The following is a 13,073-nucleotide window of genomic DNA, read 5'->3' as shown; positions in this document are numbered from 1 at the left end:
CGAAAGGCCGTCTGAAAACAGGCTTAGCGGGTTTCGCCAAACGTTTTCAGACGGCCTGTATGGTTGTTCAAAAGCTGATTACAGCGAACGTGCCACTTCTACGATTTCAAATACTTCCAGCTGATCGCCTTCCATGATTTCATTGAAGTTTTTCAGCATCAAACCACATTCGTAGCCCATGCGTACTTCTTTAACGTCGTCTTTGAAGCGTTTCAGCGAAGCCAGCTCGCCGGTATGGATAACCACGTTGTTGCGGATGAGGCGGATATGCGAATCGCGCTTCACAATACCGTCGGTAACCATACAGCCGGCAATATTGCCCACTTTCGATACGCTGATAACCTGACGGATTTCCACTGTGCCGATCACTTGCTCTTTCTCTTCCGGAGCCAACATACCGCTCATGGCTGCTTTCACGTCGTCGATGGCATCATAAATGATGTTGTAGTAGCGGATTTCCACATCTTCGCTCTCGGCCAGCTTGCGGGCCGAACCGTCGGCACGCACGTTAAAGCCGATGATGAATGCACCGGATGCAATCGCCAAGTTCACATCAGACTCGGTAATACCGCCCACGCCGCTGTGCAGCACGTTGACTTTCACTTCGTCGGTAGACAGTTTTTTCAGGCTGCCAGAAAGAGCTTCGTACGAACCTTGAACGTCGGCCTTGATGATAACCGACAGCGATTGCGCCTGTTCGCCCATATTGCTGAACATGTTTTCCAGCTTGGCCGCTTGTTGCTTGGCCAAACGCACGTCGCGGAATTTACCTTGACGGAACAACGCGATTTCACGGGCTTTTTTCTCGTCTGCCAACACCATAGCATCTTCGCCTGCATTCGGCACATCGGACAAACCGAGAATTTCCACAGGAATCGACGGGCCGGCTTCTTCAATCGGCTTGCCGTTTTCATCGGTCATCGCACGGATTTTACCGAATGCGGTGCCGGCCAACAGCATATCGCCTTTCTTCAGCGTACCGCTTTGTACCAGCAGGGTGGCAACGGCACCGCGGCCTTTATCCAAACGTGCTTCCACAATAATGCCTTTGGCAGGAGCATCGACCGGAGCGGTCAACTCCAATACTTCGGCTTCCAGCAAAACCGCTTCCAACAAAGCATCGATGTTCAAACCTTGTTTGGCGGACACATTCACAAACTGGGTATCACCGCCCCACTCGTCCGGCACCACTTCATGTGCCGTCAATTCCTGACGGATACGCTCGGGATTGGCGGCTTCCTTGTCGATTTTGTTTACGGCCACCACAATCGGCACGCCCGCTGCTTTGGCATGGGCAATTGCTTCGATGGTTTGCGGCATCACACCGTCGTCGGCGGCGACTACCAGAATCACAATGTCGGTGGCTTTGGCACCGCGGGCACGCATCGCAGTAAACGCTTCGTGACCCGGCGTATCCAAGAAGGTAATCACACCGCGCGGGGTTTCCACATGATAAGCGCCGATGTGCTGGGTAATACCGCCCGCTTCGCCTTGCACCACTTTGGCACGGCGGATGTAGTCGAGCAACGAAGTTTTACCGTGGTCAACGTGACCCATTACGGTGACTACCGGCGGACGGGGCAATTGCTCTGCCGTTGCCGCACTTTCGGCATCATCACTCAAGAAGGCTTCAGGATCGTCTGCCGCCGCAGGTTTACCGATATGGCCCAACTCTTCCACCACAATCAAAGCGGTATCTTGGTCGATGGATTGGTTGATGGTTACCATCATGCCCATCTTCATTAAGGCTTTCACTACTTCTACGCCTTTAACCGCCATTTTGTGCGCCAAATCGGCCACGGTAATGGTTTCGGGAACCAACACTTCGTGCACCACCGGCTCGGTCGGTGCTTGGAAAGCGTGCTGGTTCGGCTCCAACTTGAGTTTTTTACCTTTTTTACCGCCGCGTACACGTTCTTCCTGATTGGCGTTTTGATTGCGGCCTTTGCCTTTGTCTTTGCCGCCGCGCGGACGGCTTTCCATCTCGTCTCGGTTGTGGCGGTCTTCTTTCTTGGCTCGTGCAGGTGCGGCAGGCTTGTTTGAAGTAGAAGCCAAAGGCGCTTTTTCGCTTGGTTTGGCAGAACGCTGTTCGGCTGTTTTACCTTCTTTGGCAGCCTTCGCTTCCTGTTGCGCCTGAAGTTTCACGGCTTCACGGCGGGCTTGACGTTCCTGCTTTTCTTTCAGCAACGCTTCCTGATGCGCGCGCATGGCGGCGGCACGGCGGGCTTCTTCGTCGCGTTGGGCTTGTTCTTCTGCGCTGACCACCGGTTGGATAACCGCAGGTGCCGCTTGTTTTTTCGGTTCTTTCTGTTTGCCGTGTTTGGCCGGCTTTTCCGGTTTGGCCGTCTGAACGGCTTGTTCGGCTTTTGCTTCGGCTGCCGTTTCTTGACCGGCTGCTTTTTCTTCAACGGCTTTTTCGGCACGCGCCTGAGCGGCCTTCAATTTAGCCGCTTCTTCTTCGGCCTTGGCTTTTTCGGCAGCCGCACGTTCCGCATCTGCTTTGGCGGCCGCTTCACGCTCTGCCTGAGCGACGGCTTCGGCTGCTTTGCGCGCTTCTTCCTGCTCTGCTGCCGCCTTGGCTTTGGCTTCGGCAGCCAACTCGTCGGCAGAAGGCACAATCACTTTACGGCTGCGGCGGCGGGTTTCCACTTGTACACCGCCGATGGTGCTGACCTCGGCTTTTTTACGGCTGATGCTGATGGTGGCGTTTTCGCTTCCGTGCGATTTTTTCAGATAAGCCAGCAACAGTTGCTTGTCGTCAGACGTGATGCTGTCATTGCCGCTGCTTTTGTTTACTCCGGCACTTTTTAACTGTTTCAATAAATCGTCGACGGGCTTTTTAAGTTCGGCGGCAAATTGTTCTACTGTGGTGTTACTCATACTATTACCCCCTTAGTTTTCTTCGGTGAACCAATGTTCGCGGGCGGCCAAAATCACTTTTTTGGCTTCTTCCTCGCTTACTCCGGTAATTTCAATCAATTCGTCTACCGCCAGTTCAGCCAGATCGTCGCGCGTGGTAATGCCGGCTTGCGCCAGATCACGCAACATCTCTTGATCGATGCCGTCGAGATTACGCATATCTTCTTCTACATCTTCCAGTTTTTCTTCGGATGCGATGGCCAGAGTCAGAATCGCGTCGCGGGCACGGTTACGCAAGGTTTCTACAATATTTTCGTCGAAACCTTCGATTTCCAGCAATTCGGCAGCAGGCACATAAGCTACTTCTTCCAAAGTGGCAAAACCTTCCTGCACGAGAATGTCGGCCGTTTCTTCGTCTACATTCAAATGTTCTACAAACAGATTGCGGATGGCGGCATCTTCTGCGGCGTTACGTTCTTCGGCTTCGGCAACCGTCATGATGTTCAACTGCCAGCCGGTTAAATCGGCTGCCAAGCGCACGTTTTGACCGCCGCGGCCAATGGCCAATGCCAACTGGTCTTCCGCCACGATAACGTCTACCGCATGTTTGTCTTCATCGATCAAAATGCGGGTTACTTCGGCCGGCGACAATGCGTTAATCACAAATTGGGCGGTTTCAGGCGACCATAACACCACGTCGATACGCTCGCCTGATAGTTCGTTGGTTACGGCATTAACGCGCGAACCGCGCACGCCAATACAGGTACCTTGCGGATCGATACGCTGGTCATTGGCTTTAACGGCAATCTTGGCACGGTGGCCGGGGTCGCGGGCGGCTTCTTTGATTTCCAACAAACCGTCTTCGATTTCAGGCACTTCCATGGCAAACAGTTTCACTAAGAAATCACGCGAAGTGCGGCTCAAAATCACTTGCTTGCGGCCTGACGCACCGATTTCGTCCACACGCAAAAACAGCGCGCGCACGCGGTCGCCGTTACGGAAATTTTCACGCGGAATCATTTGGTCGCGCGGCAGCAAAGCGTCTAATTTGCCGATTTCGATGATGGCACCGTGACGCTCCACACGTTTAACAGTACCTATCACAATATCTTCTTTGCGGGCTAAAAATTCTTCCAAAATTTGCTCGCGCTCGGCATCACGGATGCGTTGCAGAATAATTTGTTTGGCAGTTTGGGCGGCTTGGCGGCCGAAACCTTCGTTTTCCAACAATTCTTCGTGATATTCACCGATTTGGAGAGTTGTATCGGGAATTTCTTCTTGGATTTCTTCGATGGTTTTTTCTACATCCGGGTAGGTGTAATCTTCGTCCGCCACAATCAACCAACGGCGAAATGTTTTATATTCGCCGGTGTGGCGGTCGATTTCGACACGCACATCCATATTTTCACGTCCGTTTTTCTTTTTAGCCGCCGTACTGAGTGCAAATTCCAATGCACTGAATACTACTTCGGGATCAACGTTTTTCTCACTGGCCAAGGCTTCCGCCAGCAACAGCATCTCACGACTCATTCATTATTCTCCGTTAGCTCAATATTTTTAAAAATCAAATTCAGGGCGCAGCCGCGCGCGGTCGATATTATCCAGCTCGATATCGGCTGTTTTTCCGTCAAACGCGATACGCACGATGTTGTTTTCGCAGCTCTCGATACGGCCGATAAAGTTTTTTTGCCCGTCTATCGGCAAGCGGGTTTTGATTTTGGCCTGCTGCCCGGCGAAACGCACAAAGTCGGCCGCCTTCTTCAGCGGGCGGTCCAAACCGGGGCTGGAAATTTCCAAGCGTTTGTAGTCAACATCTTCTACCATAAACAAACGGCTCAGGTGGTTGCTCACGGTTGCACAGTCTTCTACCGTGATACCGCCTTCTTTGTCGATGAATACGCGCAAATCGCCTTGAGCAGTCAATTCGAAATCTACAAGCTCGTATCCCAAGCCCGGCAGGGTTTTATCGAGAATGGTTTGAATATCCATAACACTCCAAAAACAAAAAAATGGCCGGGTGGCCATTTTTCGTGAAAATTGAAAAATTTACCGATTATAACCCGTTTACTTACAAAAGAAAAGCAAACAAATACTTTCAGTTTGACATTTTCTTGAAATAAACGGGCTGAAACCTATGCTCCCAAACGTAGAGGCTGTTTAAGACCATGCGCCCGCACCTTATCCAATAATAAACCTGCAGATAAGGTTAAAGCTTATACGATATAAACAACCGGTTTTTCAGACGGCCTCAAACCGGCAACCAAGCATCTATAGCGGCTTTCAGGCGTGTTAAACCTTCTTGTCTGTCTTCTTCGCTTAACAGCAGGCTGGGAGCGAGACGGACAACATTGCTGCCGGCCACCAAAACCATTAAACCGTGCCTGAGGGCTTGCTGCATCAGTTCGCCCGCCCTGCCGGCATATTGGTCGGCCAATACGCAACCGATTAACAGGCCGATACCGCGCACTTCTTTGAAAACACCTGTTTCCCTGCCTAAAGCGGCCAATTCTTTTTGCAGTTTCAGGCCGTTATCTGTAACTTGTTGCAATGTTTGAAAAGTATGGATCACATCAAAAGCACGATTGGCTACGGCACAGGCCAGCGGGTTGCCGCCGAAAGTGGTGCCATGAGTACCGGGGCCGAAGCTGGGAGCGATGGCGTCAGTGGTCAGCATGGCACCGATGGGAAAGCCGCTGCCGAGTGCTTTGGCGCTGGTCAGAATATCGGGCACAACATCGTAATGCTGGTAGGCAAACAATTTGCCGGTGCGCCCCATACCGGTTTGCACTTCGTCAAAAATCAGCAAGGCATTGTGCGCATCACAGGCTTGACGGGCGGCTTGTAAAAAAGCTTGTTCGGCAGGCAGCACACCGCTTTCGCCTTGTATCGGTTCGATAATGACGGCACAGGTTTTATCGGAAATTGCTGCCGCCAAAGCTTCGGCATCATTAAAAGGAACGTGGGTGATGGCCGGCGGCAGAGGTGCGAAATCTTGACTGTATTTGGGTTGGCCGCCCACCGATACGGTAAACAATGTGCGCCCGTGGAAAGCGTTGACGCAAGCAATGATCTCGTTTTTTTCACCGCCGAAATGGTCGCGGGCATATTTGCGTGCCAATTTTAATGCGGCTTCATTGGCTTCCGCGCCGGAATTACACAAAAATACTTTATCGGCAAAGGTGTGTTCGGTTAGTTTTCGGGCAAGTTGTTGCGCGGGTACGGTGGTGTAGATATTGGAAATATGCCACAGCTTTTCGGCCTGCTCTTTAAGGGCTTCGATTAAGGCCGGATGGCAATGCCCGAGTGCGTTTACGGCGATTCCGCCTGCCAAATCAATGTATTCGCGCCCTTCGGTATCCCATACGCGGCTGCCTGCCGCACGCTCGGGAATAACCGGCGCAAATGCAAAATTGGGGGTTAGGTAGTTCTGCATGATTGATGTTCTTTCCAAATAAATTGTTCAGACGGCCTGAGACCTTTTCAAAATCTCCCGATATGAGTGCAGTTTAAGGCGCAGCAACGCAACGGATGCAGACATATCGAACATAGTTATAGGCAGGCAGACAGCATACAAGGCAAAGCTGCACTGCTGACGGCGGCAACGGTTTCGGCCTGAAGTTTTCGGTTTTCTTTACGGATGCCTATTTTAATCGCAAACCTCGGGATCGGGTAAACCCCCGCTATTCGGTATTAACGGCCGCACCGAGCGGTGTTTATGTATCATTTCCCTTAAGGCGCTGCGGCGGCGTTCGTTAAGCATACAGGCCGTCTGAAAAACAGCTTGGCTGCCCCAAAACACAAAACGCTCGCGGGCACGGGTAATGGCGGTGTAGAGCAAGGCTTTGTTCAAACCGTGCTGCTCTCCGCCTGTTTCCGCAAGCGCGGGCGGCAACAGCCATACCTCGCGGTATTCCGAACCTTGGCTTTTATGTACGGTTATGGCAAAGGCGGTTTCGTATGCAGGCAGGCGGCTGAGGGCTGTTTTGCGGAAACCTTCTGCCGCCGGAAAATAAGCTGCCAAAACGTCTTTCTGTTCTTGATCGGGCAGAATCAGTGCGATATCGCCGTTAAACACATCTAAGGCATAATCGTTGCGCGAAACCATAATCACTTGCCCTGCAAACCACGGTGCATCGGCTCTGGCACGGCCGTGGCGTTGCAGACAGCGGCGGTATTCTCCGTTGAATGCTTCGGCATCGTCGCGTCTGGCAGCCAACACAACTGCATCGGCCTGATATTGGAATGCGGCAGCCACGTCGCCTTCGTCAACCGCCTGCCAATATCGTGCATGACGTTGATACAGTATTTCTGCCTGTTGTTTTCCGCTGCCGCTTCGCACCTCCAACTCTTGAGGAAAGCGGCCGAACTGCGCCCATGCTTCGGCTGCATCGTCCGAAGCCACCGCATGCGCCAAACACCCTATGCCGCTGTTGCTGCCGAAACGGTGGCTAATCTGCAAACGCGCTATGTTTTCTGCCAAGGGCGGCGGGCCGTCTGAAACGGCAAAACCGTGCTGCGGCAACATAGTTTCGAGTTCCCGAGCCGTATCGGCGGCCAATACGGTCGGCTGCGCCAGTTCCGACAATACGGCTCCCGCTCCTACCGAAGGCAGTTGGTTCTCATCACCCAAAAGCACCACCCTGCAACCCGAAGGCACGGCTTGCAGAAGTTGCAGCAGCAAGGCAAGGTCAAGCATAGAAGCTTCGTCTATCACTAAAATATCCAGCGGCAACGGCTGTTCGCGATGAAACAGCGGCTGCATTTGCGGCGGACGTAGCTTCAACAGGCGGTGTACGGTTTGGCTTTCCAGTTGCAGCAAATGATTGCGCACATTTTCGGGCAGGGCAAATGTTTGCACGGCACGGTGCAAAGCGCGCGACATGTGCGCGGCGGCTTTGCCCGTAGGCGCGGCCAAGGCGATGCGCGGCAGTTTGCCCTCATGGCTGCACAACAAACCGAGCAGTTTCGCCACCGTTGTGGTTTTGCCCGTACCCGGCCCGCCGCTGATCAGCATAAACGGTTTCAACAAAGCCAACGCCGCCGCATCACGCTGGCCTTCGCTTCCTTTTTGTGCGAACCATTCCGCCAGATTCTGACCCGCCTGCAACCAATCTACGGGCGGCACGGCCGCATCGGCGAGGCGGAGTATTTCTGCCGCCAAATCGCGCTCAAGTTGCCACATCCGCCCTAAAAAAAGCTTTTTACCTGCCAAAATCAACGGCGTATCACCGCTACCGCCGACAACATCTGCGGCCTGCCGAACCATCTGCACTTCATCGTCTTCCAGCCAAATAAAAGCATGCCCTTCCTGCAACGCGGCAAACAGGCGGCGCACATAAGGCTCGGCCAATGCCGTATCTTCAGGAGCATGGCGTTGCAGCATGGCAACCGCCGCATCGGCGGCGGCATGGTTCAAATCGTTATCAGGCAGAGAAGGCATAAGCAGCTACATTCGATGGTGAGAAAACGCAAGTATTTTCAGACGGCCTCAGCCTGTTGCGGCAGCAATCAACAGGTCTTGCCGAAAACAGCGTTTATTCTACAAAAAACAATAAAGGCCGTCTGAAAAATATCTTTTCAGACGGCCGGCTTCTTCAAAAACGCTCGGATTACAACACCGCCAATGCGGCTTCATAATTCGGTTCGCGGGCAATTTCGCCAACCAGTTCGCTGTGCAAAACTTGATTGTTTTCGTCCAATACCACTACCGAACGGGCGGTTAAACCCTTCAACGCGCTGCTTTCCAATGCCACGCCGTAATCTTGCGCAAATCCGCTGCGGAATGTGGAAAGCATGGCTACGTTTTCGATACCTTCGGCACCGCAGAAGCGTTTTTGTGCAAAAGGCAGATCGGCAGACACACACAACACAACCGTATTGTCGAGATCGGCGGCTTTTTCGTTAAACGTACGCACCGATTGGGCGCACACACCGGTATCTACACTGGGGAAAATATTCAAAATCTTGCGTTTACCCGAAAAATCAGCCAGCGTTTTCTCAGACAAATCCCCCGCAGTCAGTTGGAAATCAGGGGCGGACTGGCCTTTTTGCGGAAAAGAACCGCCTACTTCGACAGGGTTGCCTTGCAGGGTAACTTGAGCCATAACATCTCCTTAATCATTAAAAAATTATCAAACGGTTTATGCCTTGCACGGCGGCAAAGCGGAAGGGTAAATCGATACCTCGGTTTGGGTAAGGGCAAACAGCGTTTCCAGCTGCTGCTGCGCCTGAGTTTGGGCATGGGCCAATATATCGGCTTTGCATGCACCGGCCAATACTTGTTTTTTCGCCTGCTCCTGAACGCTTTGGAACACGCTTTTATCTATCGGATGCAGGCCGAGCGAACCTGTTTTGATGTCGTACACTTCAATATTGTCGAGACCGACACTCAGAATTTCTACCGGCGGCAGGCTGATAATCACTTTGTTGTCCACCACATGAACATTTTCCGCATTCAGCTTATTTAAATCCAAACCCGCCAACACCTTGCCTTGAGCGATAAACAGGCCGGTTTGCGAATCTTGCCACAAAGCATACCAATTGCCTTTTTTCTCGGTTTTAATAATGGTGTCGATATGGAACGCAGTACTTTCCAAACGGTTGAGATTTTGAATGCGCGTCAACACACTTTCGCGCGTAAGCACTTGATGGCTCGGCTCTTGAACACGGTTTTGCCAAACATACCAAGCCGCTCCTGCGGCAGCCAACAGAAGAAATACGGTAAACAACAAACGTAAAAGTGTTTTCATGTTTTGCAGTTTCAATCAACGTGGCAACAGATATGATGTTTTTTACCGGAATTTCAATAGCTGCATTTTTCAGGAAAGGAAAGGCCGTCTGAAAACAGGGTTTCACACGGCCTTTAACTATACGGTATTTTTATGCGGCATGCCGGGCTTCATAACGGGAAACACATTAAACTGCTTGTTTTCTGCCGAACAATGCCTCGTGTTTGCTGCGCAACTCTTCCGCGTCCGGTTCGAAAGAAAGTTCCTGCAAAGCTCGTTGCAAGGCTTTTTCGGACACTCTCGCAGCTGCTTGGGAAACGCCGGTTTCCGGAGCATTACGCCAGATGCCTGCCAATACTTTCTGCATCACTACGCCCACTTCCAAAATACCTGCGCCGTCGCGTGCAATCGGATAGAAGGCTTCTTCCACCCATTTGCCGCAATCTTCGGGCTTGATGGATAAACGGTCGTATCGGCCTTCTTCGCCGGACGCTTCTTCAGACGGCTGCTTGGTCAACACCTTCATCATGCCCGTCATCACATTGATGGCCGTGCCCGGATCGTTAACCGCTGGAGACAAGGCACGCTGGGCGACTTCGCTCAATACCACGAAACCCCAGCTCGGGTCGAAATCATAGCCTCGCGCGCTTCCGAACACGAAGCATTTCAACAAGTCTTCGTTATCCGTTTCTCCGCCCTCTACCAACAGCAGCGGGGTATCATGCGCCACCAGTTCGCCGGGGCGCACCAAAATATGGATGCGCACATCGGAATCTTCCGCCCTGCTTTGCAGCGAAGCCATGTCGATATGGGTCAGGTAACCGCTGTGGCCCGCCTGTACCATCCGCGCCCGGTTACTGCACGAGCCGCGCCAGCCCGCGCCCATATTCGGATCGGCACGGTATTTGTCGAGCGACTCTTCTGCCGCCTTCAAAATTTTGTTGACCGTATGGGCCATACCGCCCAATTGGGAAATGGTATGCACCCAACGGATCAGGGTTACGATCAGATATGCCAATACCAATACGGTACTCACAAACAAAACGAAACGCCCGTTTTGCCCGTAAAACTCCATACCCAATGCGGTTTTGGCAATGATGGCGTAGATGAAGGCAGAAATAAAACTGGCGATGGCCGTGCGCGTGTTGTCGTCGCTCATCACCAACTCGGTAGCGCGCGGTGTGGCACCGTTGGCGGCAGACGAGAAGGCCGACACCATAATCGACAACGAGAATGTACTTACTGCCAGCATACTCGAAGCAATCACTTCAAGCAGGCTTTCCAATGTCGACAAACTGATTTGGGGGAGCAGATTGGCGGGTAACCAAATGGTGGCCAAACGCGCGCCAAACGCAAATAAAACGGCCACCAACGCCCACAAAGCAGGCGTTACCCACAAGCGGTTGCTCGGTTTTTTTAGTGCTAAAAGCCAACGGTACATCATAATTTGATTTTCCTCTTGTTTTGCTGTTTCTGCGCATAACAGATAAAACTGTTATACATCATTAGGTTATAACAAAGTTTTTTTTTACGGAGAAGGCCGTCTGAAAACGCCTGTTACACGGCAAAGTGTTTATCGAGCAACGATTCGATGGCGTTTTTTACTTCTTCGGGGCTTTTACTGCTGTCCACCAACGCATAACGCTCGGGCGCGGCGGCTGCGCGGTTCAGATAAACATCGCGCACACGGGTAAAAAATGCCGCTTCTTCCTGCTCGAAACGGTCTTTCTCGCGGCTTTTGGCGATGCGCTGCATAGATATTTCCAGAGGTACATCGAGCAACACTGTTAAATCGGGGCGCAAACTGCCCTGCACCCAATTTTCCAGCACTGCAATGTCTTCCAACGGCACGCCGCGGCCGCCGCCCTGATAAGCAAACGTCGCATCGGTAAAGCGGTCGGACACCACATGCACGCCGCGCGCCAATGCGGGCAAAATCACATCTTCAATATGCTGGCAGCGGGCGGCAAACATCAGCAGCGTTTCGGTACGCAAGCCGGCTTTCGTTGCCGGATTCAGCAGAATGTCGCGCAACGTTTCCCCCACCGGCGTGCCTCCCGGTTCGCGGGTAAACAAAACAGGCAGGTTGCGGCGTTCAAACCATTGCCTGATAACGGCCAAATTCGTAGATTTGCCCGCACCGTCGATACCGTCGAGAGTAATAAACTGTGCTTGAATCATTTTATGTAAAGTGTTCCATTATTTCAGACGGCCTTCAATAGCGGTTAAGGCCGTCTGAACGCTCAAACGTCGTATTATAACGCCAAGGCCGCCCGAAAGCGTTTTCAGACGGCCTGTTTTCTAACAAAAAAGCCAATTCGGTTGATAGCGGTTGCCGTTTACCGTTTGAGAATGTATTTGCGCACCGCCGCGTTATGCTCTTCCAAAGTATGGCTGAACTGGCTCAAGCCCGTATTATCCATTTTAGAAACAAAATACAGATATTTCGCCGACGACGGATGGGCGGCAGCCTCAAGCGCGGCCTTGCCCGGCAAAGCAATCGGCGTCGGCGTTAAACCGGCCCGGGTGTAAGTGTTGTAAGGCGTATCGCGTTGCAGATCGGCTTTGCGGATGCGGCCTTTATATACGCTGCCCATACCGTAAATCACGGTAGGGTCGGTTTGCAGGCGCATACCGATGGCCAAACGGTTAACGAACACGGCGGCAACATGGCGGCGGTCGGCTTCGTGGGCGGTTTCCTTTTCAATCAGGCTCGCCATAATCAGCAACTCATACGGATTTTTATACGGCAACCCGCTCTGGCGCTCGTCCCAAGCCGCCTGCAAATGCCGCTGCATCGTGCGGTAGGCGGTTTTATAAATCTGAAGATCGCTGCTGCCCGCGTCGATTTCGTAGCTGTCGGGGAAAAACAGCCCTTCGGGATTGCTGCTCAATGCGTTGGGATCAATCGTTTGCAGCAGTTTTTCATTGCTCCAACCGCGCGTTTCGTGCGCAATATCTTCTGTGCCGTTAATGATGCCGCGCATCTGTGAAAAACGCATACCTTCGACAATACGCACCGTAACCGAATCGGGCCGGCCGCCGCGCAGGCGTTGCAGAATCTGCCATGCGGATACTTTTTTGGGCAAACGGTACGCACCTGTGCGCAGCCGGTTGTGTACGCCCAGCAGATAAGCCGTTCCCAACAAAACATGGCGGCTGTAAATCACCCCGTCGTCGGCCAACTTACGGCTCACCGAAGCAATACCTTGGTTTTTCTCTACTTTTACGCGATAGGGTTTATCGTTGGTTTTCGGCGCAAACAGCAATGCCGACCATACCGCAACCAATAAAACAAAAAGGCACGCAAGCCATTTAAACAATTTTTTCAACATGGTAGGATTCGTTCTATCAAAGTTCGGGCGACAGTATAAAACCTTTATCGTCAATCAACACATTATTTAATACAAAGCAGCACGCCGCAGAAAAAGCTAAGTTGGCCGACTATCAAACAAAGCCGCTTACACTGCACATACTCTACATTAA

Annotated in this window: 10 protein-coding genes; all 10 read right to left on the bottom strand. The window is 52.2% G+C overall.

Going from position 1 to position 13,073, the window contains the following annotated elements; translation table 11 throughout:
• Positions 1-78: 78 nt before the first annotated feature.
• Positions 79-2,880 (bottom strand): translation initiation factor IF-2, encoded by a 2,802-nt coding sequence (gene infB, locus AKG43_RS00390; protein ID WP_054598596.1) that lies wholly within the window; start codon positions 2,878-2,880, stop codon positions 79-81.
• Between the two features lie 12 nt (positions 2,881-2,892).
• Complete coding sequence (nusA, locus tag AKG43_RS00385) at positions 2,893-4,389, bottom strand: transcription termination factor NusA (RefSeq protein WP_054598595.1); 1,497 nt, start codon at positions 4,387-4,389, stop codon at positions 2,893-2,895.
• 27 nt (positions 4,390-4,416) lie between these two features.
• On the bottom strand, positions 4,417-4,848 hold the full coding sequence (rimP, locus tag AKG43_RS00380) for a ribosome maturation factor RimP (RefSeq protein ID WP_054598594.1): 432 nt from the start codon (positions 4,846-4,848) through the stop codon (positions 4,417-4,419).
• A 259-nt stretch (positions 4,849-5,107) separates the two neighbouring features.
• A complete protein-coding gene (locus tag AKG43_RS00375) occupies positions 5,108-6,292 on the bottom strand; it encodes an acetylornithine/succinyldiaminopimelate transaminase (protein ID WP_054598593.1) in 1,185 nt (394 codons plus the stop codon).
• A 213-nt stretch (positions 6,293-6,505) separates the two neighbouring features.
• Positions 6,506-8,299 (bottom strand): exodeoxyribonuclease V subunit alpha, encoded by a 1,794-nt coding sequence (gene recD, locus AKG43_RS00370; protein WP_082402917.1) that lies wholly within the window; start codon positions 8,297-8,299, stop codon positions 6,506-6,508.
• 169 nt (positions 8,300-8,468) lie between these two features.
• Positions 8,469-8,963, bottom strand: coding sequence for a thiol peroxidase (gene tpx / locus AKG43_RS00365; RefSeq protein WP_054598592.1), 495 nt, complete (start codon positions 8,961-8,963; stop codon positions 8,469-8,471).
• A gap of 36 nt (positions 8,964-8,999) precedes the next feature.
• Entirely contained in the window at positions 9,000-9,608 is a 609-nt protein-coding gene (locus AKG43_RS00360) for a DUF4230 domain-containing protein (RefSeq protein WP_054598591.1), read from the bottom strand.
• Between the two features lie 166 nt (positions 9,609-9,774).
• On the bottom strand, positions 9,775-11,031 hold the full coding sequence (locus AKG43_RS00355; RefSeq protein WP_082402916.1) for a DUF2254 domain-containing protein: 1,257 nt from the start codon (positions 11,029-11,031) through the stop codon (positions 9,775-9,777).
• A 113-nt stretch (positions 11,032-11,144) separates the two neighbouring features.
• Positions 11,145-11,765, bottom strand: a complete 621-nt coding sequence (tmk, locus tag AKG43_RS00350) for a dTMP kinase (protein WP_054598690.1) — start codon at positions 11,763-11,765, stop codon at positions 11,145-11,147.
• Positions 11,766-11,926: 161 nt separating this feature from the next.
• On the bottom strand, positions 11,927-12,922 hold the full coding sequence (gene mltG / locus AKG43_RS00345; RefSeq protein ID WP_054598590.1) for an endolytic transglycosylase MltG: 996 nt from the start codon (positions 12,920-12,922) through the stop codon (positions 11,927-11,929).
• Positions 12,923-13,073: the final 151 nt, after the last annotated feature.

Origin of the sequence: Neisseria sp. 74A18, from assembly GCF_001308005.1 — a bacterium.
Lineage (GTDB): Bacteria > Pseudomonadota > Gammaproteobacteria > Burkholderiales > Neisseriaceae > Neisseria > Neisseria dumasiana.
Note: the sequence above shows the minus strand (reverse complement) of the source record. Positions and strands in the feature narration are given on the sequence as shown.

Excerpts from the sequence above, each read along its gene's own strand:
- infB (WP_054598596.1), bottom strand. The coding sequence starts at position 2,880 with ATGAGTAACACCACAGTAGAACAATTTGCCGCCGAACTTAAAAAGCCC.
- nusA (WP_054598595.1), bottom strand. The coding sequence starts at position 4,389 with ATGAGTCGTGAGATGCTGTTGCTGGCGGAAGCCTTGGCCAGTGAGAAA.
- rimP (WP_054598594.1), bottom strand. The coding sequence starts at position 4,848 with ATGGATATTCAAACCATTCTCGATAAAACCCTGCCGGGCTTGGGATAC.
- AKG43_RS00375 (WP_054598593.1), bottom strand. The coding sequence starts at position 6,292 with ATGCAGAACTACCTAACCCCCAATTTTGCATTTGCGCCGGTTATTCCC.
- recD (WP_082402917.1), bottom strand. The coding sequence starts at position 8,299 with ATGCCTTCTCTGCCTGATAACGATTTGAACCATGCCGCCGCCGATGCG.
- tpx (WP_054598592.1), bottom strand. The coding sequence starts at position 8,963 with ATGGCTCAAGTTACCCTGCAAGGCAACCCTGTCGAAGTAGGCGGTTCT.
- AKG43_RS00360 (WP_054598591.1), bottom strand. The coding sequence starts at position 9,608 with ATGAAAACACTTTTACGTTTGTTGTTTACCGTATTTCTTCTGTTGGCT.
- AKG43_RS00355 (WP_082402916.1), bottom strand. The coding sequence starts at position 11,031 with ATGATGTACCGTTGGCTTTTAGCACTAAAAAAACCGAGCAACCGCTTG.
- mltG (WP_054598590.1), bottom strand. The coding sequence starts at position 12,922 with ATGTTGAAAAAATTGTTTAAATGGCTTGCGTGCCTTTTTGTTTTATTG.